This is a genomic window from Agrobacterium larrymoorei, assembly GCF_013322225.1.
Lineage (GTDB): Bacteria > Pseudomonadota > Alphaproteobacteria > Rhizobiales > Rhizobiaceae > Agrobacterium > Agrobacterium larrymoorei_A.
This window is the reverse complement of record NZ_JAAMFB010000010.1, coordinates 201,245-227,337: the sequence shown is the minus strand read 5'-3', so window position 1 is coordinate 227,337 and position 26,093 is coordinate 201,245. Positions and strand designations below refer to the sequence as shown.

Annotated in this window: 30 protein-coding genes; 15 read left to right on the top strand and 15 right to left on the bottom strand. The window is 56.9% G+C overall.

Going from position 1 to position 26,093, the window contains the following annotated elements:
- Positions 1-19 precede the first annotated feature (19 nt).
- The 4 genes from G6L28_RS05940 to gatB all read right to left on the bottom strand — a co-directional run bounded on the left by G6L28_RS05940 (position 20) and on the right by gatB (position 3,215).
- Complete coding sequence (locus G6L28_RS05940; RefSeq protein ID WP_174062856.1) at positions 20-418, bottom strand: NADH:ubiquinone oxidoreductase subunit NDUFA12; 399 nt, start codon at positions 416-418, stop codon at positions 20-22.
- A gap of 106 nt (positions 419-524) precedes the next feature.
- Positions 525-998: a GNAT family N-acetyltransferase gene (locus G6L28_RS05935; RefSeq protein ID WP_174062855.1), complete on the bottom strand. Its 474-nt coding sequence runs from the start codon at positions 996-998 to the stop codon at positions 525-527.
- Entirely contained in the window at positions 995-1,492 is a 498-nt protein-coding gene (locus G6L28_RS05930) for a GNAT family N-acetyltransferase (protein ID WP_174062911.1), read from the bottom strand. Before G6L28_RS05930 ends, G6L28_RS05935 begins: the two co-directional genes overlap by 4 nt.
- A 220-nt stretch (positions 1,493-1,712) precedes the next feature.
- Entirely contained in the window at positions 1,713-3,215 is a 1,503-nt protein-coding gene (gene gatB, locus G6L28_RS05925; RefSeq protein ID WP_174062854.1) for an Asp-tRNA(Asn)/Glu-tRNA(Gln) amidotransferase subunit GatB, read from the bottom strand.
- A gap of 124 nt (positions 3,216-3,339) precedes the next feature.
- Between gatB and G6L28_RS05920 the strand changes: the two genes are divergently transcribed.
- A complete protein-coding gene (locus G6L28_RS05920; protein WP_337795752.1) occupies positions 3,340-3,681 on the top strand; it encodes a DUF1294 domain-containing protein in 342 nt (113 codons plus the stop codon).
- On the opposite strand, the gene G6L28_RS05915 is transcribed toward G6L28_RS05920, so the two are convergent.
- The 4 genes from G6L28_RS05915 to gatC are packed head-to-tail and all read right to left on the bottom strand — an operon-like array spanning position 3,663 to position 6,504.
- A complete protein-coding gene (locus G6L28_RS05915; RefSeq protein WP_174062852.1) occupies positions 3,663-4,169 on the bottom strand; it encodes a GNAT family N-acetyltransferase in 507 nt (168 codons plus the stop codon). The genes G6L28_RS05920 and G6L28_RS05915 overlap by 19 nt on opposite strands.
- Positions 4,166-4,657 (bottom strand): GNAT family N-acetyltransferase, encoded by a 492-nt coding sequence (locus G6L28_RS05910; RefSeq protein WP_174062851.1) that lies wholly within the window; start codon positions 4,655-4,657, stop codon positions 4,166-4,168. The genes G6L28_RS05915 and G6L28_RS05910 overlap by 4 nt, the downstream gene beginning before the upstream one ends.
- A 20-nt stretch (positions 4,658-4,677) precedes the next feature.
- The gene (gene gatA / locus G6L28_RS05905; RefSeq protein ID WP_174062850.1) at positions 4,678-6,159 is read right to left on the bottom strand and encodes an Asp-tRNA(Asn)/Glu-tRNA(Gln) amidotransferase subunit GatA; all 1,482 of its coding nucleotides are present in this window, start codon (positions 6,157-6,159) and stop codon (positions 4,678-4,680) included.
- A 57-nt stretch (positions 6,160-6,216) separates the two neighbouring features.
- On the bottom strand, positions 6,217-6,504 hold the full coding sequence (gatC, locus tag G6L28_RS05900; protein WP_137394544.1) for an Asp-tRNA(Asn)/Glu-tRNA(Gln) amidotransferase subunit GatC: 288 nt from the start codon (positions 6,502-6,504) through the stop codon (positions 6,217-6,219).
- A 251-nt stretch (positions 6,505-6,755) separates the two neighbouring features.
- On the opposite strand from gatC, the gene G6L28_RS05895 reads away from it, so the two are divergent.
- Positions 6,756-7,613: a M48 family metallopeptidase gene (locus G6L28_RS05895; RefSeq protein ID WP_174062849.1), complete on the top strand. Its 858-nt coding sequence runs from the start codon at positions 6,756-6,758 to the stop codon at positions 7,611-7,613.
- A 54-nt stretch (positions 7,614-7,667) separates the two neighbouring features.
- Here G6L28_RS05895 and G6L28_RS05890 read toward each other — a convergent pair whose 3' ends face one another.
- The gene (locus G6L28_RS05890; protein WP_174062848.1) at positions 7,668-8,372 is read right to left on the bottom strand and encodes a metal-dependent hydrolase; all 705 of its coding nucleotides are present in this window, start codon (positions 8,370-8,372) and stop codon (positions 7,668-7,670) included.
- Between the two features lie 83 nt (positions 8,373-8,455).
- On the opposite strand from G6L28_RS05890, the gene G6L28_RS05885 reads away from it, so the two are divergent.
- Together G6L28_RS05885 and ruvX are read left to right on the top strand one after the other, a co-directional pair.
- Complete coding sequence (locus G6L28_RS05885; RefSeq protein WP_174062847.1) at positions 8,456-8,758, top strand: alkylphosphonate utilization protein; 303 nt, start codon at positions 8,456-8,458, stop codon at positions 8,756-8,758.
- Between the two features lie 7 nt (positions 8,759-8,765).
- Positions 8,766-9,254: a Holliday junction resolvase RuvX gene (gene ruvX / locus G6L28_RS05880; protein ID WP_174062846.1), complete on the top strand. Its 489-nt coding sequence runs from the start codon at positions 8,766-8,768 to the stop codon at positions 9,252-9,254.
- Here the strand turns inward: ruvX and G6L28_RS05875 are convergent.
- The 3 genes from G6L28_RS05875 to G6L28_RS05865 all read right to left on the bottom strand — a co-directional run bounded on the left by G6L28_RS05875 (position 9,197) and on the right by G6L28_RS05865 (position 10,533).
- Positions 9,197-9,523 carry a DUF6105 family protein gene (locus tag G6L28_RS05875; protein WP_174062845.1) on the bottom strand — a complete coding sequence of 109 codons (327 nt, stop codon included), beginning with the start codon at positions 9,521-9,523 and terminating at the stop codon, positions 9,197-9,199. The genes ruvX and G6L28_RS05875 overlap by 58 nt on opposite strands.
- Positions 9,520-9,681 (bottom strand): hypothetical protein, encoded by a 162-nt coding sequence (locus tag G6L28_RS05870; protein ID WP_174062667.1) that lies wholly within the window; start codon positions 9,679-9,681, stop codon positions 9,520-9,522. Before G6L28_RS05870 ends, G6L28_RS05875 begins: the two co-directional genes overlap by 4 nt.
- Before the next feature lie 201 nt (positions 9,682-9,882).
- A complete protein-coding gene (locus G6L28_RS05865; protein ID WP_174062844.1) occupies positions 9,883-10,533 on the bottom strand; it encodes a TetR/AcrR family transcriptional regulator in 651 nt (216 codons plus the stop codon).
- Between the two features lie 395 nt (positions 10,534-10,928).
- On the opposite strand from G6L28_RS05865, the gene G6L28_RS23040 reads away from it, so the two are divergent.
- Positions 10,929-11,054 (top strand): hypothetical protein, encoded by a 126-nt coding sequence (locus tag G6L28_RS23040; protein ID WP_272955836.1) that lies wholly within the window; start codon positions 10,929-10,931, stop codon positions 11,052-11,054.
- A 46-nt stretch (positions 11,055-11,100) separates the two neighbouring features.
- Here the strand turns inward: G6L28_RS23040 and G6L28_RS05860 are convergent, their stop codons facing one another.
- Positions 11,101-11,343 carry a DUF1902 domain-containing protein gene (locus tag G6L28_RS05860; protein ID WP_174062843.1) on the bottom strand — a complete coding sequence of 81 codons (243 nt, stop codon included), beginning with the start codon at positions 11,341-11,343 and terminating at the stop codon, positions 11,101-11,103.
- Between the two features lie 92 nt (positions 11,344-11,435).
- Positions 11,436-13,088 carry an acyl-CoA dehydrogenase family protein gene (locus G6L28_RS05855; RefSeq protein WP_174062842.1) on the bottom strand — a complete coding sequence of 551 codons (1,653 nt, stop codon included), beginning with the start codon at positions 13,086-13,088 and terminating at the stop codon, positions 11,436-11,438.
- Between the two features lie 129 nt (positions 13,089-13,217).
- Between G6L28_RS05855 and G6L28_RS05850 the strand changes: the two genes are divergently transcribed.
- Genes G6L28_RS05850 through dprA form a run of 4 tightly spaced genes read left to right on the top strand, consistent with a single transcriptional unit; the run spans position 13,218 to position 17,286 of the window.
- Complete coding sequence (locus G6L28_RS05850) at positions 13,218-14,159, top strand: aspartate carbamoyltransferase catalytic subunit (RefSeq protein ID WP_174062841.1); 942 nt, start codon at positions 13,218-13,220, stop codon at positions 14,157-14,159.
- Positions 14,156-15,448 (top strand): dihydroorotase, encoded by a 1,293-nt coding sequence (locus G6L28_RS05845; RefSeq protein WP_174062840.1) that lies wholly within the window; start codon positions 14,156-14,158, stop codon positions 15,446-15,448. The genes G6L28_RS05850 and G6L28_RS05845 overlap by 4 nt, the downstream gene beginning before the upstream one ends.
- Before the next feature lie 43 nt (positions 15,449-15,491).
- Positions 15,492-16,109 carry a glycerol-3-phosphate 1-O-acyltransferase PlsY gene (gene plsY, locus G6L28_RS05840; protein WP_174062839.1) on the top strand — a complete coding sequence of 206 codons (618 nt, stop codon included), beginning with the start codon at positions 15,492-15,494 and terminating at the stop codon, positions 16,107-16,109.
- Positions 16,110-16,143: 34 nt separating this feature from the next.
- Positions 16,144-17,286, top strand: a complete 1,143-nt coding sequence (gene dprA, locus G6L28_RS05835; protein WP_174062838.1) for a DNA-processing protein DprA — start codon at positions 16,144-16,146, stop codon at positions 17,284-17,286.
- Here the strand turns inward: dprA and G6L28_RS05830 are convergent.
- Positions 17,239-17,481 (bottom strand): hypothetical protein, encoded by a 243-nt coding sequence (locus G6L28_RS05830; RefSeq protein WP_425292654.1) that lies wholly within the window; start codon positions 17,479-17,481, stop codon positions 17,239-17,241. The genes dprA and G6L28_RS05830 overlap by 48 nt on opposite strands.
- A gap of 254 nt (positions 17,482-17,735) precedes the next feature.
- Here G6L28_RS05830 and topA point away from each other — a divergent pair, with 254 nt between their 5' ends.
- The 6 genes from topA (at position 17,736) to rpmG (ending at position 25,476) form a co-directional block, all read left to right on the top strand.
- The gene (gene topA, locus G6L28_RS05825) at positions 17,736-20,450 is read left to right on the top strand and encodes a type I DNA topoisomerase (protein ID WP_174062837.1); all 2,715 of its coding nucleotides are present in this window, start codon (positions 17,736-17,738) and stop codon (positions 20,448-20,450) included.
- Positions 20,447-22,804, top strand: coding sequence for a ribonuclease R (gene rnr / locus G6L28_RS05820; RefSeq protein WP_174062836.1), 2,358 nt, complete (start codon positions 20,447-20,449; stop codon positions 22,802-22,804). Before topA ends, rnr begins: the two co-directional genes overlap by 4 nt.
- Positions 22,805-22,915: 111 nt before the next feature.
- A complete protein-coding gene (locus G6L28_RS05815; RefSeq protein WP_174062835.1) occupies positions 22,916-23,350 on the top strand; it encodes a DUF983 domain-containing protein in 435 nt (144 codons plus the stop codon).
- Positions 23,351-24,037, top strand: coding sequence for an NUDIX hydrolase (locus G6L28_RS05810; protein ID WP_425292655.1), 687 nt, complete (start codon positions 23,351-23,353; stop codon positions 24,035-24,037).
- A 9-nt stretch (positions 24,038-24,046) separates the two neighbouring features.
- A complete protein-coding gene (locus tag G6L28_RS05805; RefSeq protein WP_174062834.1) occupies positions 24,047-25,219 on the top strand; it encodes an MFS transporter in 1,173 nt (390 codons plus the stop codon).
- An 89-nt stretch (positions 25,220-25,308) separates the two neighbouring features.
- Positions 25,309-25,476 (top strand): 50S ribosomal protein L33, encoded by a 168-nt coding sequence (gene rpmG, locus G6L28_RS05800; RefSeq protein ID WP_003496403.1) that lies wholly within the window; start codon positions 25,309-25,311, stop codon positions 25,474-25,476.
- The last annotated feature ends 617 nt before the right edge of the window (positions 25,477-26,093 follow it).

Genomic DNA, 26,093 nt, shown 5'->3' with positions numbered 1-26,093 from the left:
GAATGTCGGTCAAGCAATATCAGCCGCCAGGTGTCCAGGCGTCGTAGTCGCCGGTCACACGCGGGCGCTCGCCGGAGACTGCCAGAGAACCCTTCGGGCGATAGGCTTTCGAAGAGCCGGTCAGATTCGGCTGATGTGCCTTCTGCCACTCACGCGCGGTATAGCTTTCCTGGCTTGGGGGCGTATCGGTACGGTAATGCATCCAGCCGTGCCAGCCCGGAGGGATAGCGGATGCTTCGGCGTAACCATTGTAAATCACCCAACGGCGCGGCATGCCCCAGGAGGTGGTGCCACCTTCGTAGTAGGTATTGCCCAACTCATCCGTGCCAACCTTCTTGCCGAATCGCCATGTGTGAAAGCGCGTTCCGATCGTCTGGCCGTTCCACCAGGTGAAGATTTGCGTCAGAAGAGTCTTCATTAATCCGTTCCTCGGGCTTTTCAGATGCGGCGCTTTCGCACCCGCACAGTCACAAGCTTATGCCGTTCCCGACACTGATTGTCCAGCATTTCCCGCAACGCGAAAGCTATTTAAGCTTCATCCTGAAACCGAGATGCCGCTTCTCGAAACCCAGCCTCTCGTAGAAACGATGCGCGTCGAGCCGCGCTATGTTGGAAGTTAGCTGGATGGCGTCAAATCCCTTGCTTTTCGCCTGTTCGATGCAGTGGCGGATCATCATAGCGCCGATGCCACGACCGCGCATGTCTTCGCGGGTCTGCACCGCCTCGATCACCATTGACACCGCGCCACGGCCCACAAGTTTTGTGAGGACTGCGGTCTGAAAGGTGCCGACAACCTCGCCATCAAGTTCTGCGACATAGAGCGTTTCGTTCGGTGACATGCCCATGGCACGGAACGCGGCCAGATAATCCGGCAAAGCTTCGTCGCTCGTCGTATCGCCATGCCCGCCCACGTCATCAGCGGCAAACATTGCAATGAGTGCAGGCAAATCGAGCTCCCGCGCTTCACGGATGGCAAGCTCTTCCTCCGCTTTTTTCATCTTTTCAAGCTCTTCTCCATTACGATCCCGGGCATCCCCTCAACACCAGCCAGACTCGCGATCCGGTCGACCTCGGCGAAACCCACACCTTCATAGAAGGATATTGCGACAGCATTTTTAGGCTCGACCTCCAGCCGCATAATTTCCGCATCTGGAAAACAGGTCTCCAGTTCAGAGAACAGATCACGGCCCACGCCCTGTCGCTGAAAGGCCGGATCGACGTAGAGTTGATAGAGCAGAGCCGTTTTCGCCATTTTGGTGGACATGACCGCGTAAGCCATCCCGCCGATGCGTTTGCCGTCGTCCGCAACAAGGAATTCGCCGCCTTTTTTCTGCACACGCTCTTTCATCGCTGCTTGCGAATGCCACTCCGCAATCATTCCGCTGACCTTATCGGCGCCGTAGATCGAATCGTAAGTGGCATGCCATGTTCGCGCCAGAAGCGTTCGGACTGGTTCGATATCGCGCTCGCTGGCAGTGCGGATGAAAAACACCATTGTTTCTCCGTTCAAATGGAAACGCCGGGAGATGTCCCGGCGTAAGAATGCGTTCCTTCAAGTTCTCCGTCATCCGCGGGCTTGACCCGAGGATCTGACTAACCCCAACGCCAACCGTGGTAGATCCTCGGGTCAAGCTCGAGGATGACGGAGAGTAGGTATTCTAACTATCTTCAGCCTCCCAATTAAGGAGAGCAAAAGATGGGTCAGAGGCCGTTTACTCTTCGATTCCCAACTTAGCCTTCACCAACTCCTGCACCGCCTGCGGGTTGGCCTTGCCGCCGGTTGCCTTCATGACCTGGCCGACGAACCAGCCAGCGAGCGTCGGCTTGGCCTTCACCTTCTCGACCTGATCCGGGTTGGCGGCGATGATCTCGTCCACGGCCTTTTCAATCGCGCCAGTGTCCGTAACCTGCTTCATGCCACGGCTCTCAACGATCTCGGCAGGGTTGCCGCCTTCGTTCCAGACGATTTCGAACAGGTCCTTGGCGATCTTGCCGGAAATGGTGTTTGCCTTGATCAGATCGATGATGCCACCGAGTTGCGCGGCAGAAACCGGCGTATCCTCGATGCCCTTGCTCGACTTGTTCAAGGCACCAAGCAGATCGTTGATCACCCAGTTGGCGGCAATCTTGCCATCGCGACCTTCAGCAACATGCTCGTAGTAATCGGCAATCGCCTTTTCCGAGACGAGGATCGAGGCGTCGTAGACGGACAGTCCGAGTTCACTGACGAAGCGGGCTTTCTTGTCATCTGGCAGCTCCGGCAAATCCTTGCTCAGCGCCTCGACATAGGCATCGTCGAATTCCAGCGGCAGCAGGTCGGGGTCCGGGAAATAGCGGTAATCGTGCGCATCTTCCTTGGAGCGCATGGAGCGTGTTTCACCCTTACCCGGATCGAACAAGCGGGTTTCCTGATCGATGGTGCCACCGTCTTCCAGAATGGCGATCTGGCGACGGGCTTCGTATTCGATGGCCTGACCAATGAAGCGGATGGAGTTGACGTTCTTGATTTCGCAACGCGTGCCGAAGCCTTCGCCCGGCCGCCGTACGGAAACGTTCACGTCGGCGCGCATGGAGCCTTCGTCCATGTTGCCGTCGCAGGTGCCGAGGTAGCGCACGATGGAGCGAAGCTTGGTCATATAGGCCTTGGCTTCATCCGAAGAGCGCATGTCCGGCTTGGACACGATTTCCATCAGCGCCACGCCAGAACGGTTCAGGTCGACATAGGACATAGTTGGATGCTGATCGTGCATCGACTTGCCCGCATCCTGCTCCAGATGCAAACGCTCGATGCCGATTTCGATGTCTTCGAAATTGCCCTGACGATCAGGGCCGAGCGAAATAACGATCTGTCCTTCGCCGACGATGGGGTCCTTGAACTGCGAAATCTGATAACCCTGCGGCAAATCAGGATAGAAATAGTTCTTGCGGTCGAAGATCGAACGATTGTTGATCTTTGCTTTCAGACCAAGCCCCGTACGCACCGCCTGCGCCACGCATTCCTCGTTGATGACTGGCAGCATGCCGGGCATGGCCGCATCCACCAGCGAAACGTTGGAGTTCGGCGCATTGCCGAAGGTGGTGGAGGCGCCGGAGAAAAGCTTTGAATTCGACAGAACCTGTGCGTGGACTTCCATGCCGATGACGATTTCCCAATCGCCTGTCGCGCCGGGAATGAAACGTTTCGGATCGGGTGTGCGCACGTCTACAAGGGTCATATCAAGCTCTTTAGATACGGAATTTCTATCAGTGGTGAGGTAGAACAAATGGCCGGATGGCGCAAGGCTTGTCGTACCGAGGCGCGGTTGGTTGAAAATCCATTGTTTACACTTTTTAATTTAAATGCTTTCCATGATTACGCTTGCTCTTTCGGTTGCTACCTATCTCACCTGCAATCTGCTCGTCTTTCTCATTTATTGGTGGGACAAGGAGGCAGCGAGGAACGGTGAGTGGCGGGTAAGTGAAAGTACCCTGCTGTGGCTGGCGTTTCTCGGCGGCAGCCTCGGCGCGGTACTTGCGCAACAGTTGCTCCGTCATAAAACGCGCAAAGAGCCATTCCGAAGCAATCTGAGGTTCATAATCCTGCTGCAGATAGCACTTATAACCGTCACTTTAATCGTGCCCAATTGGCCCTTACGATTGCTGGCGGTCGTTAACGCACTCTCTCAGAAGACTGGTCCGTAAGTTTCGACTTCTGCTTCCAGGAGCTGCTTGCTAAGACCGATGGACTGGACATCGCGATCCAGCTTCGACGAATATTTCATTGAAAACCAACTGACGCCGTAGCCGTGCTTGCGAAAGAACGAGACCGCCGGTTCGTTCTCGGCATGGCTTTCAAGTTTGGAGGAGATATATCCCCTCTCTAGAATTTGCCGCTCTACATCCTCCAAGAGCGCAGTGCCGATACCTTGCCGCTGATGCGGAGTATCGATCCAGAAATCCGTTATCATATCATCGAAATTTTCCCGCGCCGCCCATCCGGCAACGGTGCCATTCAGCTCGATAACGGTAATCGCAAGCCAGGACGACTGGACGAAATTGCCGAAGGCAGAGTGCGCGTTTTCCCGTAGCTCGTTCGTTATTCCAATGACCGAAGTCGCTCTTTCCCAGGCCCGCAGACCAATCAGCGCGAGACTTGCGGCATCTTCCTTATGGGCCGGGCGAATGATCACAGCACTGCCTCTGAAAGATCTGTTTCAATCAACTTTTTTTCCAGCCGGACCTTTTCCAGATCGACCTGCATAGTTTCAGACCAGCTCGTGCCGTGCCAGACGATTTGAAAGCCACAGCGCTCATAGGCGCGAATGGCGTTGGTGTTTTTAGCGTGCGTGGAGATCCTGGCGGCAGAAATGCTGGAGTTGCTCATCTGATCGAGAAAGTGCTCGACCAAAAGCCGTCCAAGTCCCTTGCCCTGAAAATCGGGATCGATCCAGATATCGGAAATATAGTCGGGCTCACCGGCGCGAGCTCCCCAGCCGACGACTACGCCGTCGATATCGGCAACTGCGACATCGCAGTCTGTTTCTTTCGCGAATTTCGTAAACTCACCGTGCACCCGCTCGATCACGACCGGATCGAGGTAGACATCCTCAAATGCGCTGCTGGATTTCCAGGCGAGAAAACCAATGAGGCCGACCGCTTTGCGATCGGCCTCTGTCATGGCTCGAATTTTAAGACCGTTTACCACCACTTGGCGGGCGTAAACTTGCCCGCAGCCTGCTCGATAGCGTGCGCCGTCTTGAACAGCGTTTCTTCTTCGAATGGCTTGCCTATAAGCTGGAGGCCGAGCGGCAGGCCTTTTCCGTCCAGACCGGCAGGAACGGACAGACCGGGTAGACCGGCCATGTTGACGGTAATCGTAAAGACGTCCTGAAGGTACATTTTCACCGGATCGGCTGCCAGTTCCTTGTCGCCGATTTCGAAGGCCGACGATGGCGTGATCGGCGCAAGAACGGCGTCCACGCCCTCATGGAAGACGTTTTCGAAGTCGCGCTTGATCAGCGTGCGAACCTTCTGCGCCTTGAGGTAGTAGGCGTCGTAATAGCCAGCGGAAAGGACGTAGGTGCCAACCATGATGCGGCGCTTCACTTCTGAGCCGAAACCGGCTGCGCGGCTCTTCTCGTACATGTCGGCAATGTCTTTGCCATCGACGCGCAGGCCGTAGCGAACTCCGTCATAACGCGCGAGGTTGGAAGAGGCTTCCGCAGGGGCTACGATGTAATAGGCTGGCAGTGCGTATTTCGTGTGCGGCAGCAAGATATCGACCACTTCAGCGCCAGCATCCTTCAGCCATGCAACGCCCTGCGCCCAAAGCTTTTCGATTTCTTCCGGCATGCCATCGACGCGATACTCCTTCGGAATACCGATCTTCAGGCCTTTTAGCGACTGACCGATGGCCTTTTCATAATCCGGCACCGGCAGATCGACGGAGGTTGTATCCTTCGTGTCTACGCTTGCCATGGACTTCAGCATAATTGCAGCATCGCGCACGTCGCGGGCAATCGGGCCGGCCTGATCGAGCGAAGACGCATAAGCGGCAATACCCCAGCGGGAGACACGGCCATAGGTCGGCTTGATGCCGACCGTGCCGGTAAAGGCCGCAGGCTGGCGAATGGAGCCGCCGGTATCGGTGGCCGTAGCACCAGCGCACAGATGCGCCGCAACGGCTGCGGCAGAACCACCAGAAGAGCCGCCGGGAACGAGGTTCTTGTCGGAGCCGTTGGCGCGCCAAGGGTTGATGGCCGGGCCGTAATAGGAGCTTTCGTTGGAAGAGCCCATGGCGAATTCGTCCATGTTGAGCTTTCCGAGAAGAACCGCGCCCTCGTCCCACAGGTTCTGCGTGACGGTCGATTCGTATTTCGGCTTGAACCCATCAAGAACATGCGAGCAGGCCTGGGTGTGGATATCGCGGGTGGCGAAGAGATCCTTCACGCCGAGAGGAATACCTTCCAGCGCGCCGCCCTTGCCTGCTGCCAGTCGTTCGTCCGAAGCCTTGGCCATTTCGCGCGCCTTTTCCGGCGTCGTCACGACATAGGCGTTCAGCGTCTCGTTGGCGGCATCGATGGTCTTCAGATAGGCGTCCGTCAGTTCAACGGCGGTGAATTCCTTGGCCTTCAGCTTGTCACGTGCTTCGGCAATGGTGAGGCTGGTCAGTTCGGTCATATCGGCAACGGCTTTCGAAAACTTTGAGACTTGTCGAATGGGAGCAGGCGAAACCGCTTACTCGACCACCTTCGGAACCATGAAGAAATTACGGTCTGTGGCAGGCGCATTGGCAACGATGTCATCAGCCTTGTTGCCGTCATTCACGTCATCGACCCGCTTTTTCATGGCCACCGGCGTAACGGAGGTCATCGGCTCGACGCCATCCACATTCACTTCCGACAACTGCTCCACGAAACCGAGAATGCCATTCAGCTGGCCAAGCATGATGTTGGCCTCTTCTTCGCTGACGGCAATACGGGAAAGACGCGCGACGCGCTTCACGGTGGCAAGATCGACGGACATGGTGTGACTCCGGTAGAATTTTCCTACCCGCTATAATGACCGCGCTCGCAGTTCGCAACCTTCATCGCATCCATAAACAGCCGCGGAAATAATATTCCCCCTATGCGGGAACTTTTAATTATTGCGCGAGTTTTCGCGCGGGCGTCATCGCTCAATTTCTAGATGCAATGCCTTTTTGAAACCGTTGCAGGTGTGCGGAATCGTGTTTTTCAAGTTTCGCATACTTGCAGCCATTTAACCGGGGGATTTCCATGAATTTCCAAATGTCGAAAGTGCGTCATTCCAAAGAGAAGCTATATGGCTCTCTTAGCCTGATCATCGGCACGCTCGTCTGGCTCGGCCTCGCCGGGTTCATCGTCTACGCAGCCCTGACAGAGAGCATAGCTCTGCTCTTTGTCGCCCTGTTCTACATCCTCTTCATATGGTTCTTCTCTTATGTCGCCCGGGCTTTGGTCCGCGCGTACATGATGGGCCATTACGTTATGGTCAGCGACACGCAATTTCCTCATCTCCATAAAATGGTCGTGGATGGGGCTCGAGCGCTCGGCCTGAAAGAAGCGCCGACGGCCTTCGTCTACAATTCCAACGGCGTAATGAACGCCATGGCGCTGACGCTCGTCGGACGCACCCGTTACATCTGGCTGACATCGACCCTGATCGATGCGGACGATGAGGAGCAGGTCAAGTTCGTAATCGGCCACGAACTCGGCCACCACGTTGCAGGTCATCTGGATGAGCCTTGGAGCTTCTTGCGCCTTCCAGGCCTGATCGTTCCGTTTCTTGGTCAGGCTTACTCGCGCGCTCGCGAACTTACATGCGACCGCGTCGGGCTCGTCGTATCGGGGAATTTGAAGGCATCGCATACGGCGCTTCAAATGCTGGCATGCGGCAGCGCAAAATTGAATGCCCAGATGAACCCTGCCGCTTTCGAAGCGCAAGATAAGTTGGTGCCTTCAATTGCAGGTTTCTTCCTAAATATCGTTTCGCTCTACCCGCGACACACCCGGCGCGTTGCCGCATTGAGCGAGTGGCGAAATGCCTTTGGCGGCGCTTCCCAGGCTCCGGCAAGACAGCCGCAGACTGGTCGCGTCGAGCCGCAATTGGCCTAAACTGCCTCCCAAGGCATGGACCCGGAGCGAATATCGCTCCGGGTCTATTTGTTGTCAAAACGTCAGCGTCTGCCCAACCTTCGGCACATCAACGCGGGTTTGCGAGCCGTCCATGCCGGTCACGAATTTTTCCGGGGTCTGGTCGATGATCGGGAATGAGCCGTAGTGGCAAGGAATGGCGTGGCGGAATTTGAAGAAACGCTGGCAGGCAAGGGCCGCAACCGCGCCGCCCATTGTGAAGCGGTCGCCTACCGGGACGAGGCCGACTTCCGGTTCATGCAACTCGTTGATCAAAGCCATGTCGGAAAAGATGTCGGTATCACCCATGTGATAAACGGTCGGGCCATCTTCGAAATGCAGCATCAGGCCGTTGGCGCTACCGAGCGAGTGCGAAACACCATCTTCTGTGAGTTGCGCCGAAGAGTGCAAGGCATTCGTGAAGGTCGCAGAAAAGCCGTTAAATGAGACCGTGCCGCCGGTATTGCCCATCTCCAGTTTTGAAACGCCCTTGGAACCGAGCCATGCAGCGAGATCTGCATTGGCGAGCACGGTTGCGCCGGTTTGCTGCGCTAGCTGAATCGTGTCGCCAACATGGTCGCCGTGACCGTGGGTCAGCAAAATATGGGTGATGTCGCTCGCGGCATCCTTGGCGTCCTGCCCTGCGAAGCCCGGATTTCCGGTAAAGAACGGGTCGATGAGGATTTTCGCATGCCCCGTTTCAATGCGGAATGCGGAGTGGCCAAGCCAGGTAAGTTTCATGGAAGTTCTCCTTTGTATTGCAGGTATATTATGACATAGGACGGGCCAGACAACGGGACGCCGATAATTTCAGGACTTTGACCATGGCCGCAGATGATGACGAATATGTGTATGACGAAGCGAGCGGTGAATGGCGCCCGGCCTCAGAAGTCGCGGCCGCCGCAACAACGGCCAACGAAGTTCGCGATGCGGCTGGCAACGTACTCACAGACGGCGATTCCGTCACCCTTATCAAGGATTTGAAGGTAAAGGGCACGAGCACGACGCTGAAGCAGGGCACGGTTATCCGCTCCATTCGCCTGACTGGAAATCCTGAAGAAATCGATTGCAAGCATGATACCGTGAAGGGTCTGGTCCTGCGCACGGAATTTGTCCGTAAACGGTGAGAGACACATGGCGACGCTGACCATCGAGGAGCTTCCGGGCTTTCTTCAAACCGGACAGGCCATTGCAGGGCTGGACCTTGGCACCAAGACGATCGGCCTTGCCATGTCCGATCTTTCGCGTCGTTTCGCGACCCCTCGCCCGGTCTTAAAGCGCATCAAGTTCACGCAGGATGCACAAGTTCTGCTGGATTTTGCCGCAAAGGAAAAAGTCGCCGCCTTCGTCATCGGTCTGCCTATGAACATGGATGGCTCCGCAGGGCCACGCGTTCAGGCCACCCGCGCCTTCGTTCGCGCCATGAGCGAGAAGACGGAAATCCCCTTTGTCTTCTGGGATGAGCGGCTTTCAACAGTTGCCGCAGAGCGTGCTTTGTTGGAAATGGATGTTTCCCGCGCAAAGCGTGCCGAGCGGATCGATTCGGCAGCGGCCAGCTTTATCCTTCAGGGCGCCTTGGACAGGCTCTCAGCACTTGCCAGAGACGCAGCCTCGGAAGACTGACGTCGCCGCCACCAAGCTGTAATGGCTGCACGCTTGCGAAACACAATGATGGTAAAAACGATGAGGCTATCGAAAGCGATAGCTCTTGCGACCAGGGGCGGTAACGTCTCAGGCGGAATGCCGAGAAGGTTTCCGTAAATCTGGAAGACCAGATCATGCGCCTGCCGGGTCAGCATGAAAACCCCGAAGCTCATGTCGTAATAGGAAAGGCTGTACCAGCTCCCAAGCAGCGCCACCGGCCCGGCCCACAGAATCAGAATCCACTTCATGCCATCTGCTCCCGCGCGAAAAACGTATCGGGGATTGCGGCTAGAACACCCCAACGGAACACTGCCATGATGCAGAGATTGAGCGTTGGAGCATCAAGATCCAACGGCAACATAGCGAAAAACGTCATCATGACGCTCAAGGATACCCAGCGGCTCACAACGCTTCCTTTCATGCGCCCACAGACGCATGGTTAATATATCATTAACATAATGATCTCAGCAGAAACCTGGGGCAAACAAAACTTGTAAATATGGTTAACACGAGCTTTCGCTTGTGGATAAGTGTCTGCTCTGATGGCAGCAACGGGCGACGGGACGCAAAGCTCCGCACTACATTAGGTAATTATAATATTGATGAATTAGCCGTAAACGCCGCGAACGAGACGCTTTACGGCAGAACCGATTTTGTCCCAATCCTTGACGGTTTTCAGCGACACACCGGCAAACTGCCCATTTGTGGCACCGGCAATGACAAGATGCTGAATCGCAGCGAAAAGCACGGCGTTCAGTGCCGCTGGGTCTACACCCTTCGGCGGCTCGAGTGAACCGCGCATCCGCTCTACCCATTTCGACAAGGCCTTGGCACGCGCTTCCGCAAGCTGCTTCACCTGCGGCGTGTTCTCGGAAACTTCCCAGGCAACTATTTTGCAAACCAGCGGGTCGGAACGAAGCGCATCGAGGTAATAGAGGGCCAGCCTTTCCATGAGATCGCCGTAGGTCAGCAGAAACATACCGCCCGTATCTTCCGGAATACGATCCTGCACCCAGGAGCCGAGGTCCTGCCCGATCGCATCGACCAGCCCTTCGAGCCCGCCGAAATAGCGGTAGATCAACTGCTTGTCGCACCCCGCACGCCGCGCCACGGCATTGATACCGAAACCCTGAAACCCCTCCTCCGCCAATAAAGATTTGGCGGCAACAAAGATCGCCGTCTCCGTCGCAGCGCGATCCTTGATACGCTTTTCAGGCGCAGACGAATTAAGGGCGGCAGTGCCATCGATTGCCAGCATGGCTCCACGAATCTCCGTATGGTGACTTCGATTATGGAGTTAGCAAAGGGTTAATGACGGAGCAATGTAGGGAGAATTGATATAAGAAGGTTTCTGTGGATGGCCATGACTAAGCCTCCAATAAACGTTTTTAGCGATATACCATTTCAACCATTAGGAGAGACGACTGGCCTACAAATGACATTGATACACAACGAACGCACGAAGCTGCTTGCAAACTCTCTCGACCGCGCGTCGACGGCTTGCATTGTTGCGGGCCTCATCGCCCCTGCGGCCAGTATAGCAAATAACCCTTCCGGTGGCCTGTCGATTGGTACTGCTGTCGGAACATTGATTTGGCTTTCAGCCGCAATTGCACTACATTTGCTCGCAAGACGAACCCTTGGAGGGCTAAAATGATGACTGCTATGGAAATCTTTTTCTATATTGCCTTGCCAGCGAGCATCGTAACCGCCGCATGGATCGCCGTTCGCGTAAATGAACGCAACGATAAAAACCACCGCATTCATCCCGGTGAGTAATTCATTTAAGTAGGAAAATTTTCTTCAGAGAGAAATTGGACCCTTATCAAGGGGTAAAATGATGCTCTTTTACAGTATTATCTTCCCTGAAATGCACGGGCAGTCCTCGTGAAGCGCACTCAACGCCGTTTAAATCGTGCAGATCGGAAATGGCCGCTAAAACTCTGCTTTCCAGCAATTCGACCGTCTCTGCTTCGACAGCCATTCCATCGATGTCGTGACTAGAAGCAACCCAAACAGCAGCGTGCTCATCCCATAAAACTCGAACTAGGATGCAAGCTGTTTTCATTCAACGTCACCGCCAGAGTAAATAAGCTTTTGCTTCTAATTCCGCAAAAACGAGTGAAATCTCAGCACTAATCGTAGAAATTGGATCGCATCTCATGACACCGGTGGATACAGCAGATCGATAATATAAGTCGGGTCGAACCTGCTATCCAGCATGCCGTATGTATGGCGCCAGCCGCCTGCGAGGCGGGTTTCGAGGAAGGCATCAGCTATGCGGCCCGCGCCGATGCGGCAGAGTTCGGCGGCGGCGGCGGCGAGGGCGAATTGTTCCACCAGTAGGCGGGCTGCACCCTCATCGCGTTCGCACAGCGCGATTGCTGCGCGCAGAACATCGGTCGTCTTTTTGCCGGATGGGCCGAGATCGCGTTCGAGGGTTTCGAAGACGAGATCGAACAGGTCCTTGCCGCGCTGAAGCACGCGCAGCACGTCCAGCGCCATAACGTTGCCGGAGCCTTCCCAGATGGCGTTGACGGGTGCTTCCCGGTAGTGGCGGGCAATCGGGCGATCTTCGACATAGCCGTTGCCGCCGAGGCTTTCCATTGCCTCGTAGATCAGCGCGGGCGCAATCTTGCAGCACCAATATTTCACGATTGGCGTCATGACGCGGGCATAGGCCGCTTCTGCGGGGTTGTTGCGTGCGCTATCGAAGGCAGTGGCGAGGCGGAAGGAAAGAGCCGTCGATGCCGCGACGTCCAGAGCCATATCAGCAAGCACGCGCGTCATGATCGGCTGACTGACCAAAGGCTTGCCGAAAACAGAACGACCACGGGCAAAATGAACTGCCTCTGCCAACGAAGCCCGCATCATGCCGGAAGATGCCAGCGCGCAATCCAGCCGGGTCAATGTCACCATGTCGAGAATTGTGCGGATTCCGCCACCGGGTTCGCCCAGCAGATATCCGAACGCATCGGAAAACTCCACTTCGGCGGATGCATTGGAGCGATTTCCGAGTTTGTCCTTAAGCCGCTGGAAATGCAGGCCGTTGGCGGAGCCGTCTTCCAGGAAGCGCGGCACGAGAAAGCAGCCCATACCATCGCCCATCTGCGCCAGCATCACGAAGCCATCGCTCATAGGCGCGGAGAGAAACCACTTGTGTCCGGAGAGCCGGTAGATGCCCTCGCCCACCCGCTCCGCCGTCGTGCGGTTGGCCCGAACATCCGTGCCGCCCTGTTTTTCCGTCATGCCCATGCCGATGGTCACTGCGGTTTTCTGAAGCGCTGGTTTCTGAGCGGAATCATATTTGCGCGACAGGATTTTTGGTGTCCATTCCTTCTGCACGCGCGGCGAAGCCATAAGCGCGGCCACGGAAGCATGTGTCATGGTCAGCGGGCAAAGATGGCCGGCCTCAAGCTGCGCCGTCAGATAGAATTTCGTGGCACGGGCTTTATGTTCGTTTCCGCGCGTGTCAGCCGAGTTTTCCCATGCAGCGCTGTGGAGACCGGACGACATCGAGCGACGCATCAGAGCGTGCCAGGCCGGGTGAAACTCAACCTGATCCAAGCGTTCTCCGCGCGGACCGTGCGTGTGCAGCTGCGGCGTGCTGCGGTTGGCCATGCGGGCCAGCTCCTGCGCCTCGGCAGAAGTGACATAGCGGCCGATCTGATCCATCTCGTCACGCAACGGGCGTGACAAGTTGGACGTCAGATCCACGATGAGCGGGTCGGATCGATAGGCGTTGATTCCGGACCAGAGGCTGGGCTGGTTCAGTTCGGCGAGCTGTTCTTCGGTCCGGTTCATCTCTGTCATCGTGTGCTTTTATGGGGATTCGCAATTAATTGCCTATATAGGCTCATTCCCGGCTTATCCCATGCTTGCCGACAAAGCCACCTGTCTTTATAGACCGCGATTGACTATTCCGGCCCGGAGGACAGTTCCATGGTCTATTTTCCCCACCGCCATCTTCTAGGCATAAAGGGGCTTTCCCATCAGGATATAACCACCCTTCTCGACAAGGCCGACGAGGCCGTGAAGATCAGCCGCCAGCGAGAGAAGAAGACATCGACTCTGCGTGGCCTGACGCAGATAAACCTGTTCTTCGAAGCCTCCACCCGCACGCAGTCATCCTTCGAGCTTGCCGGAAAACGCCTCGGCGCGGACGTGATGAATATGTCCGTCGGCAACTCCTCGGTCAAAAAGGGTGAGACGCTGATCGATACGGCCATGACGCTGAACGCCATGCGGCCGGACGTGCTTGTGGTACGTCACTCTTCCGCGGGTGCAGCAGCGCTTTTGGCACAGAAGGTCGCCTGCTCCGTGGTCAATGCCGGTGATGGACAGCATGAACATCCGACGCAGGCGCTGCTCGATGCGCTGACGATCCGCCGCGCCAAGGGCAGACTTTCTGGCATCACCGTGGCCATTTGTGGTGATGTGCTGCATTCACGCGTGGCACGTTCCAACATCATTCTTCTGAACCAGATGGGCGCGCGCGTTCGTGTGGTATCTCCGCCAACGCTTCTGCCATCCGGCATTGCCGACATGAGCGTGGAAGTGTTCCACGACATGACGGAAGGCCTGAAGGGCGCGGACGTGGTGATGATGCTTCGCCTCCAGCGTGAGCGCATGGCGGGCTCCTTCGTGCCTTCGGTACGCGAGTATTTCCATTATTACGGTCTCGACGCCGAAAAGCTAAAGGCGGCAAAAGAAGATGCGCTCGTCATGCATCCCGGCCCGATGAATCGGGGCGTGGAAATCGCCTCCGAAGTGGCCGACGGCCCGCAGAGCGTCATCGAAAGTCAGGTGGAAATGGGTGTCGCCGTTCGCATGGCGGTTATGGAAACTCTTCTTCTCTCGCAAAACAACGGAGAGCGCGCATGAACACTGCCACCGTTCTCAAGAATGTCCGCACCATCGATCCATCCCGCAATCTGGATGAGACCGGGACAATCATCATCGGCGCAGATGGCAACATCATTGCAGCTGGCAAGGATGCACAAAACCAGGGCGCACCGGACGGTGCGACGGTTCGCGATTGCAAGGGCTTGATCGCCGCGCCCGGCCTCGTGGATGCCCGCGTTTTCGTCGGCGAACCCGGCGCCGAACACCGTGAAACCATCGAATCTGCCTCCCGCGCAGCCGCCGCCGGTGGCGTCACCAGCATCATCGTCATGCCGGATACCGATCCTGTCATAGATGACATTGCGCTGGTGGAATATGTAAAGAAGACTGCTCGCGACAAGGCCATCGTCAACGTTCACCCGGCAGCGGCCCTCACAAAGGGGCTGCTGGGTGAGGAAATGACCGAATTCGGCATGTTGAAGGAAGCCGGTGCGGTAGCCTTCACCAATGGCCGCAAGGCACTCTCCGACACGCTCGTCCTGCGCCGCGCCATGACCTATGCCCGTGAACTGGGCGCGGTCATCTCGCTCGAAACGCGCGACAAATATATCGGCAATGGCGATATGAACGAGGGGCTGCTGGCAAGCTGGCTCGGTTTGTCGGGCATTCCAAAAGAAGCAGAAATCATCCCGCTGGAGCGTGATCTGCGCATCGCGGCATTGACGCGGGCGAACTACCACGCCGCCAAGATTTCCGTGCCGGAATCGGCAGAGGCCATCAAGCTTGCCAAATCACGCGGCGCAAAAGTCACATGCGGCATCTCGATCAACCATCTGACGCTGAACGAGAACGATATCGGTGAATATCGTACTTTCTTCAAGCTCTCTCCGCCACTGCGCTCGGAGGACGACCGCGTCGCCATGGTCGAGGCGCTGAAAAACGGCACGATCGACATCATCGTCTCATCGCACGACCCGCAGGATGTCGATACCAAGCGCCTGCCCTTCTCGGATGCAGCCAGCGGTGCAATCGGCCTCGAAACCATGCTGGCGGCGGCACTTCGGCTGCACCACAGCGAACAGGTTCCGCTGATGCGCCTCATCGACGCGCTCTCGTCCCGCCCCGCGCAAATCTTCGGACTTGATGCCGGAACCCTGAGGCCCGGCGCGAAAGCGGATATCACCCTGATCGATCTTGATGAGCCATGGATGGTTTCGGAGAAGAATCTGGTATCGAAATCCAAGAATACGCCGTTCGAAGACGCTCGTTTCAGTGGCCGCGCAGTCGCGACATATGTTGCGGGCAAGCTGGTTCATTCATTGCAGTAATTGATGTTCGCGGCTGAGGAAGCGCGAAAAGAGGGGACACTAAATGACTGCTTTGACCGTCTGGCAAACCGCGCCAGCACTACTCTTAGGCGCCGCCATCGTTGGTTATCTGCTCGGTTCCATCCCGTTCGGACTGCTGCTGACGCGCGCAGCAGGGCTTGGAGATGTTCGCAAGATCGGCTCGGGCAACATTGGCGCGACCAATGTTCTACGCACCGGAAACAAGAAGTTGGCTGCGGCAACACTCCTCTGCGATGCGTTGAAGGGGACGGCGGCGGTGCTGATTGCCAACGCATTGTGGGGTTATGAAGCCTCGCTGGTTGCGGGCTTCTTTGCGTTTCTCGGACACCTGTTTCCCGTATGGCTCGGTTTCAAGGGTGGCAAAGGCGTGGCCGTTTATATCGGTGTGCTTTTGGGTGCCGCACCGCTGATGATGCTGGCATTTGCGGCAATCTGGCTGATCACGGCTTTCGTCACGAAATATTCTTCTCTATCCGCACTGGTTGCAATGCTTGTCATTCCGGTTGCATTGTGGATATTAGGCCCGGAGAAGACGGCGCTTCTGGTTACGCTGCTGAGCGTGATTTCCTGGTACATGCACCGGGAAAACATCAAGCGGCTGCTGGCGGGCACGGAGAGCAAGATCGGTAAGAAGGGTTGAGGCAATATCGTCTCGCCCGATTTGGGGGCGAGACATGCCGCATGACGGCGAAACAAGGCGCGGCATAGCGCTTACCGAGCGGCAGAAATTTGCCTGGCTGCGGCTGATCCGCAGCGATAATATTGGGCCGGTTACTTTCCGGGAACTCATCAATCATTTCGGTAGCGCGGAAAAAGCGCTTGAGGCCTTGCCAGACCTCGCCAAACGTGGCGGCGGATCACGAGCGCCACGCATTGCCGTTGCTTCCGATGTCGAGCGGGAGCTTGAAACGGCCGAACGTTTCGGCGCTCGCTTCGTGGGCATCGGAGAGCCTGACTACCCTCCTGCCCTGCGCGAAATAGACGGAGCGCCGCCGCTCATCGCTATGAAGGGCTCGGGACAAACGGCAATGCGCCCGTCTCTGGGCATCGTCGGCTCTCGCAACGCCTCCATCAACGGCGCGAAGTTTGCCGCGATGTTGGCGCGGCAATGCGGACAGGTTGGTTACACCATTGCCTCCGGCCTTGCCCGGGGCATCGACGCCGCCGCTCACGCCGCCAGTCTTTCGACCGGTACCGTCGCCATGCTGGCCGGGGGGCTAAACAAGCCTTATCCGCCGGAAAACTTCCGGCTTCTGGATGATATCTATGAGAATGGCGGCACCACCATCAGCGAAATGCCATTCGGCTGGGAGCCTCGTGCAAGAGACTTTCCGAGGCGTAATCGTCTGATCGCAGGTGTTTCCATGGGCGTACTGATCGTTGAGGCTGCTGAACGATCCGGCTCGCTCATCACCGCAAGGCTGGCGGGCGAATTCGGCCGTCTGGTTTTTGCCGTTCCCGGCTCTCCGCTCGACTCTCGCTGTCATGGCACCAACCGGCTGATCAAGGATGGTGCAATGCTGGTGACGGAAGCAGCCGATATACTGGATGCCATGAAGCCTCTTATCGAACCCGGCCTGCCGATGCACCATGTGGCAAAGGAAAGAGCGGAGGATAACGACATGTCACCACCGGGAGACGATGACCGCAGCATTGTTGCCAATGCGCTTGGACCTTCGCCGGTCGAAACCGACGATATCATCCGTCATACCGGCTTGCCCGCATCGACCGTTTATCTCGTACTGCTCGAACTCGATATAGCAGGAAGGCTAAATAGACATTCTGGTGGACGGGTCTCGCTTATTATGGCCGACTGACAGACTGCGGCGTCCGGCCTGAATATCTCCGGCCTCGATGTAGGCCATCTCGATCAGATAACACAGCATGTCGGCACCCTCGCGGTGCGCCGACGATCTCAGCTCGGCCAGCATTTGCCTGATATAAGCAATGGTTTCCGCCGTTCGTGCGGTTTCGCTTGCGCTCTTGTTCTCCACGTCGAGGGGCATGTCCATCCTTCATCTTCCGAAGCACCTGTACGCAGCCCTTCGGCACCTGCATTCACCTGTGAGCAACCATAGCTTTATTATTATAGATTGCAACACAAAATCAAATCCCCAAATGGTTGCATATCGTTGCAAAGTTAGAAAAACTGCCTCTCCCTCTTGACCGGAAGGCATTACCTGTCCATGTCGAAATAAAAGGTAGCGTTGTTGCGAGTTGAAATGCAGCAGGGCATGTTAGTGGACACGTTTCCAGAGAAAAAATCATGAATGTCGTCGTCGTAGAATCTCCGGCAAAAGCCAAGACGATCAACAAGTACCTAGGCTCCGGCTATAAGGTGCTTGCATCGTTCGGCCATGTTCGGGATCTTCCCGCGAAGGACGGTTCCGTGCTTCCCGATCAGGATTTCGAAATGTCCTGGGAAGTCGATCCCGCTTCGCAGAAGCGCATGAAGGACATTGCCGATGCCGTAAAGGCGTCCGATGGACTGTTCCTCGCAACCGACCCGGATCGCGAAGGTGAAGCCATTTCTTGGCACGTGCTGGACCTTCTCAAAAAAAAGAAGGTTCTTGGCGACAAGCCGGTGAAGCGCGTTGTGTTCAACGCCATCACCAAAAAGGCCGTGCTGGACGCGATGGCCGATCCGCGCGATATCGACGTGCCGCTGGTGGACGCATATCTTGCCCGCCGCGCGCTGGATTATCTCGTCGGTTTCAATCTCTCGCCAGTGCTGTGGCGCAAGCTTCCGGGCGCGCGCTCCGCTGGCCGCGTGCAGTCCGTGGCGCTTCGCCTCGTCTGCGATCGCGAAGCCGAGATCGAGCGTTTCGTTTCTGAAGAATACTGGAACATTGCAGCGCTTCTGAAGACACCGCGCGGTGACGAGTTCGAAGCCAAGCTGGTGTCTGCCGATGGCAAGCGACTACAGGGCAAGTCCATCAAGACCGGCGACGACGCGACCCGCCTAAAGACATTGCTTGAAGGCGCAAACTATGTGGTCGATACCGTCGAGGCAAAGCCCGTCAAGCGCAACCCGGGCCCTCCCTTCACCACATCGACGCTTCAGCAGGCTGCCTCCTCGCGCCTCGGCTTTGGCGCATCGCGCACCATGCAGGTTGCGCAGAAGCTTTATGAAGGTATCGACATCGGCGGCGAAACCGCTGGTTTGATCACCTACATGCGTACTGATGGTGTGCAGATTGCGCCGGAAGCAATCGACGCTGCCCGTCGTGCAATCGGCGAACAATTCGGCGGCCGCTATGTGCCGGAGAAGGCACGCTTCTACTCGACCAAGGCGAAAAACGCCCAGGAAGCCCACGAAGCAATCCGCCCGACAGATTTCAGCCGCACGCCGGACAGTGTGAAGCGGTTCCTCGATGCCGACCAGTTCCGTCTTTACGACCTCATCTGGAAACGCGGCATCGCGAGCCAGATGGCCTCTGCCGAGATCGAGCGCACGACGGTTGAAATTCTTGCAGAGAACAATGGCGAGAAGGCTGGCCTTCGCGCTGTTGGCTCCGTCATCCGTTTCGACGGTTTCATTGCCGCCTATACCGATCAGAAGGAAGACGGCGAGCAGAGCGACGATAGTGAAGATGGTGGCCGTCTACCGCAGATCAATGCCAGCGAGAACCTCGCCAAGCAGAAGATCAATGCCAGTCAGCATTTCACCGAGCCGCCACCACGCTATTCGGAAGCATCGCTCATCAAGAAGATGGAAGAACTCGGCATCGGTCGTCCTTCCACCTATGCGGCGACGCTGAAGACGCTGAGCGACCGCGAATACATCATCATCGACAAGCGCAAGCTCGTTCCCCATTCCAAGGGGCGGCTGGTGACGGCGTTCCTCGAAAGCTTCTTCACCAAATATGTGGAGTATGACTTCACCGCCGATCTGGAAGAAAAGCTGGACCGGATCTCGGCCGGTGAGTTGGACTGGAAGCAGGTTCTTCGCGATTTCTGGAAGGACTTCTTTGCCCAGATCGAAGACACCAAGGAACTTCGCGTCACCAACGTTCTGGATGCGCTGAACGAGGTTCTGGCACCGCTGGTCTTCCCCAAACGAGAAGACGGCTCCGATCCGCGTATCTGTCAGGTCTGCGGCACCGGTAATCTTTCGCTGAAACTCGGTAAATACGGCGCTTTTGTCGGCTGCTCCAACTATCCGGAGTGCAACTTTACGCGCCAGCTGAATTCGGATGGTGCGGAGGCCGATGCGGCAGCGCTGAACGAGCCGAAGGCATTGGGCGCGGACCCGATGACTGGCGAAGAGTTGACGCTGCGCTCCGGTCGTTTCGGGCCGTACATCCAGCGCGGCGAAGGCAAGGATGCCAAGCGTTCGTCGTTGCCGAAGGGCTGGAAGCCGGAAGAGATCGATCACGAAAAGGCGCTGGCGCTCATCAATCTGCCGCGAGATATCGGTAAGCACCCTGAAAGCGGCAAGATGATTTCCGCAGGGCTCGGTCGCTATGGGCCGTTCCTGATGCATGATGGCGGGTATGCTAATCTGGAAAGCGTGGAAGACGTGTTCTCCATCGGCCTCAACCGCGCCGTCACTGTCATTGCGGAAAAGAAGGCATCGCCGGGTCGCGGTCGTGCATCCACGCCAGCAGCACTCAAGACGCTTGGCGATCATCCTGATGGTGGCGCAATTACCGTTCGCGATGGCCGTTTCGGGCCCTATGTGAACTGGGGCAAAGTCAACGCCACGATTCCGAAGGCTCAAGCCCCGGATACCGTGACACTGGATGAGGCGCTTGTGCTTATTGCAGAGCGCATCGCCAAGACCGGCACTGGCGGCAATGGCAAGCCTGTGAAGGCCAAGAAGGCGGCTGCGCCCAAGAAGGCATCCACCAAGGCTGCGAGTGCCGACGGCGAGACCAAGGCCAAGCCGAAGACGGCTGCAAAAAGCAAGGCTGCAGCCAAGCCAAAAACAGCGGCCAAAGCAAAGGCAGCCCCTAAAACCAAGAAGGCAGAATCGTGAGCAAAGCTCCGCGTAAATCATCGGGTTCAGCGGGCGATGGCTTCGGCCGCACCGGACGCGGGAAAAAAGTTCTTCAATCTGAAGGCATCATCCACGGTGAGGTCCCTCCCCGCGAGGTGCTGCTGAAATTCATTGCCGAGCATCCCGACCAAGCATCGAAGCGCGAAATCGCCAAGGCTTTCGGCCTCAAGGGCGAAACCCGCGTCGTGCTGAAGGCGCTTCTGAAAGAGCTTGAAACGGATGGCATGCTGCACAAGAGCCGCAAGTCTCTGATGCGCCCCGGCGCATTGCCGCCCGTCACCGTTCTCGACATCACGACGCGCGACAAGGATGGCGGCCTGATCGGCAGACCTGCCGAATGGCCCGAAGATCAGGGGGCTGCCCCTGCCGTCTCTATCCGCCAATCCTCGGCAGACCGCCACAAGGGTAAGGCGCCGGTAGGTGGACTGGGTGACCGGGTTCTGGCGAAGATTTTTCCGTCCAAGGACGTGGGTGGCCCGGCCTACACGGCGCGCATCATCAAGCTCATCGACCGGCGGCAAAATGCGCTTCTGGGCGTCTTCAGGGAAACGCCGGGCGGTGGCGGACGACTGATGCCGATAGACCGTCGCGGTGACGAAATGGTCATCGATCCCGATGGCGTGAATGACGCGAAAGACGGCGACCTGATCGAGGTGGAAACCTCCCGCAATAGCGGGCGCTATGGCCTGCCCCGCGCCAAGGTTCTCTCAGTCGTCGGCTCGGTTGCGTCGGAAAAAGCGATCTCGATGATCGCCATTCATGCCCACGGCATCCCGCATATATTCCCGCCCGACGTGATGGCGGCGGCGGAAGCGGCCAAGCCTGCGACGATGGCGCACCGTGAAGACTGGCGAAAACTGCCGCTCATCACAATCGACCCCGCGGACGCAAAGGACCACGACGACGCGGTTTACGCGGAGCTCGACCCGTCGCCCGACAATCCGGATGGTGTCATCGTTACCGTCGCGATTGCCGATGTCTCCTATTACATTCGTTCCGGCTCGCCGCTGGACCGTGAAGCGTTGAAGCGCGGCAACTCCGTCTATTTCCCGGACCGCGTCGTGCCGATGCTGCCGGAGCGCATTTCCAACGACCTCTGCTCGTTGAAGGAAGGCGTGGACCGTCCGGCTCTAGCCGTACGCATGGTGTTTTCCAAGGAAGGCCGCAAGGCCAGCCACACCTTCCACCGCATCATGATGAAGAGCGCGGCCAAGCTCTCCTACCAACAGGCGCAGGCCGCCATCGACGGCAACCCGGATGACAAGACCGGCCCGATGCTGGAGCCTATCCTGCTGCCACTGTGGCATGCCTATAAGGTGATGACGATTGGGCGTGACCGTCGCCAACCGCTTGAGCTGGACATGCCGGAACGCAAGATCGTTCTGAAGGCCGACGGCACTGTCGACCGCGTCCATATTCCCGAACGTCTCGACGCGCACAAGCTGATCGAAGAAATGATGATCCAGGCGAATGTGGCCGCTGCCGAAACGCTGGAAGTCAAGAAACAGCCACTGGTCTACCGCGTTCACGACGCGCCGACGATTGCCAAGCAGGAAGTGCTGCGCGAATTCCTCAACACCATCGGTTATTCGATGGCCAAGGGTGGGCAGGTTCGCGCCAACTCCTTCAATGGTATTCTGGCGCGCGCCCTGGATACACCGCACCAAATAATCGTCAATGAAATGGTGCTACGGTCACAGAGCCAGGCGATCTACAGCCCCGACAACATCGGCCATTTCGGCCTCAACCTGATGAAATACGCGCATTTCACCTCACCGATCCGCCGTTATGCCGACCTTATCGTGCACCGTGCGCTGGTGGGTTCGCTGGGCTTGGGCGAAGGCGGCATCACACGCGAGGAAGAAGCGTCCCTGGCAGACGTCGCGGCGGAAATCTCCACCTTCGAGCGCCGCGCCATGGCGGCTGAGCGCGATACCATTAACCGCCTCATCGCTCACCATCTCTCCGAGCGCGTGGGTCAGGAATTCGAAGGCCGGATCGGTGGCGTCACCAAGGCGGGACTATTTGTCGCGCTTCCACAGTTTGGCGCAGACGGATTTGTTCCTATATCTACCATCGGGACCGATTATTACATCTATGATGAAGCGCATCAGGCGCTGACGGGTGAAAAGACCGGCCTCGGCTACCAGCTTGGCGATGCCGTTCAGGTCAAACTGGCCGAAGCGGTGCCGCTGGCCGGTGCGCTACGGTTCGAGATATTGAGCGAAGGCAAGAAAATGCCAACGGCAACCCGTTCCTTCCACAAGGCGACACGTCGCGGTGGCGGGAATGCGACAAAGCCGGGCACGAGGCCGCCGCGCAAGAGACGTTAGAGCATACCGCGCAGATGTGTTGAGCGGTTTCGGTAATACCACGCGGCAACAGGACTGAAGATGTGTCACCGCCAGGAGACGTTCTTCAGCCACATTCGCTGAGGGACGAGAATGAGCGATACACAGACTGCACAATATGGCGGCGCGAAAGAAGAACGACCACTCGGACGTTCCATTATGCGCGGAATTTTGAGCAGATGCCCTGCCTGCGGCAGCGGTAGACTGTTTCGGGCATGGCTGACGCCCGTGGATCAATGTTCGGCGTGCGGTGAGGATTTGCACCATCAGCGATCCGACGACCTTCCACCCTACATCTCCATCATGATCCTCGGCCACGTGGCTGTCGGCGGCTTCATGATGACCGACACGGTGTTGCTAGTGCCGATGTGGGTGCATTTCGCTATCTGGGTTCCAATCACTATTCTCGTGGCACTTTTGACGATCCAGCCGATCAAGGGCGGCGTCATTGGTCTCCAATGGGCGCTGAAAATGCACGGCTTCTCTAGTGAGCCGGAGAAGAAGCAGATAGACGGCTCTTCTCACTGACTGAGGCCGACACCGTTGCCTCCAGAACTCAAGGCTGAAAACGCCCCTTATCTGCGGCCCAAAGATGCCGCGTCCCTCATCCTTGTCGATCGTTCGACCGGAAATCCGCGCATTCTTGTCGGTAAACGTAGCAGCGCGCATGTCTTCATGCCTGACGTCTACGTTTTTCCCGGCGGTCGACGTGACCCACGCGATCATGCCCTGCCCTTCGACGGCGATCTGCATCCCGTAATCGTCCAGAAATTGCTGCAATCTGCCTCACGTCCCATGACGATTTCTAGTGCACGCGCGCTGGCGCTAGCGGCCCATAGGGAACTGGGTGAGGAAACCGGACTGCGCTTCGGCCGTACGCCTGAGCAGCAACAGAAGCCTGACCTTTCGAAGCTGCGTTATGTCGCTCGCGCGATCACGCCGCCGGGAAGAGTGAGGCGTTTCGATACGCGATTCTTCTGCTGTTATACCGATGAAGTGGGCATCGACCCGGCGACAATTCAGGATTCGCATGAGCTGGAAAGCCTTCATTGGCTTGACATTCGAGACAATTCCAGTCTGAACATGGCGCCGATAACACGCATTGTTCTCGAAGATGTCACAAAGTTCATGATAGGTGATCCGTCATTGCCATTCGAAAGCCCGGTGCGACAATATTTCGAGCGTCGCGGCAAATTCATTCGTGGTTTTCTATAAAAGGTTTCCATGTCACATCCGAACAGCGACGCCGATAATATCCACTGGCCATCGCTCATCGCCGCCATATCCGCCATCAGCGCCGTTGGTATCGCCATCGGTCTCGGGCTCCCGCTTTTAAGCCTCATACTCGAACGGCGCGGCATTTCCTCATCCATGATAGGCTTCAACTCAGCCATGGCGGGTGTTGCGGCGATGATCGCAGCCCCTCTAACCAGCAGGCTTGCACATGATTTCGGTGTGGCGCGCACCATGATGACGGCAGTCGTCATCTCCGCGGTGAGCGCGCTCGGCTTCTATTTCGCGCGGGATTTCTGGATGTGGTTTCCGTTGCGCATTGTCTTCCATGGCGCCACTGCCACGCTTTTTATTCTCTCGGAATTCTGGATCAATGCCGCAGCGCCGCCCCGCAAGCGCGGCCTGGTGCTGGGCATGTATGCGACAGGTCTCGCCGTTGGCTTTGCCGTGGGGCCGCTGCTGTTCTCCACGGTAGGTAGCGAGGGAATAACGCCTTTCCTTGTCGGCTGTGGGATTATCCTTCTCGCCGCTATTCCCATCTTTCTAGCACGAGGCGAAAGCCCGGCACTGGACGAAAAGCCCGCCCACCATTTTCTGCGCTACATTTGGCTTGTTCCCATGGCCTCAGCTGCGGCGTTCGTCTTCGGCTCCGTTCAGGCGGGTGGGCTTTCGCTCTTTCCAATTTACGCGACCCGAGAAGGCTTCAACGAATCGCAAGCCGCGCTTTTGCTCACCGTCATGGCCATCGGCAACATGGCGTTCCAGATTCCCATCGGCATTCTCTCCGACCGGATGAAAAATCGCCGGGCGTTGCTGGGTATCATGGCATTTGCAGGCCTCTGCGGCACCCTTGCGCTGCCTTTGCTGGTCGGCAACTGGATTTTGATAGCAACGATGCTGCTGATCTGGGGCGGTTGCGTTTCTGGCATGTATACGGTCGGCCTCACCCATCTCGGTTCGAGACTCACCGGCTCAGACCTCGTCGCTGCCAACGCTGCGTTCATTTTCTGCTATGCTACAGGCACCATCGCTGGTCCGCAAACGGTCGGAATAGCAATGGATATTTCGGGAACTCACGGTTTTGCATGGGCCCTGGCGCTGTTTTTCGGCCTCTATGTCATTCTTTCCATTGGGCGTTCGGTTTTCGGATCAAAACATACTTGACTTTTCGGGCACGATCCGTAGTTTCGCGCCAGATTTAGCCGGGGCCGAACAGGTCCGCGGCTCACTTACTTGTTAAAGGCAGGACGACCATGGCGAAAGCTACAACAATCAAAATCAAGCTGCTGTCGACAGCCGACACCGGTACTTTCTACGTCACAACAAAGAACAGCCGTACGTTCACGGATAAGATGACGAAGACAAAGTACGACCCGGTCGTTCGCAAGCATGTTGAATTCAAGGAAACAAAGATCAAGTAATTTACTTGATACCGTTCCTAAAGAACGCGCCCTTGAGGCGCGTTTTTTGTGCCTGTTTGTCTCTATGCCGGAAGTCAAAAGCGGTGCGAATACGCAGCGCAGAATGCGTGAACCGGATCGGTGATATCATTTTGCGGTGGATGGCCTGCAAGCGCCCTTAAGGGGCATAAGTGGGTCGACCGGGACAGCAATAACAGCACGAGGAACCGTTTAAATGCGTCGCCGGTCGACCGACCCCAAGACCCAGGAGATGCGGCGGACCTGAGCATCATGGGGTATCTGAAAGCGCCGCACCAAAAATCATACGACGCGAAATTCGTTTTTACCCTCTCTTGCTTAAGGGCTATCTATTTAGCCCCTGCAAAAGTTATGTCGTTGAATAAATAGTCGCGTAAGACCTCAAGAAAATCAACAGATTATTAATTCGTCACTAGAGCCATCGCTTGATATGGTTAAATTATCCCGGTTTGAGACAGCGAAATGTCATAGTGGCGCAGGAATAGTTATATGCGATGGTCGAGGAACTGCAATATCTACAAATATAGGTCACCACACGCATGAGCACGGGCATCATTTTTGCCCTGATGTTCAAGTAGAGCCAAGAACGGCTGCAAGCC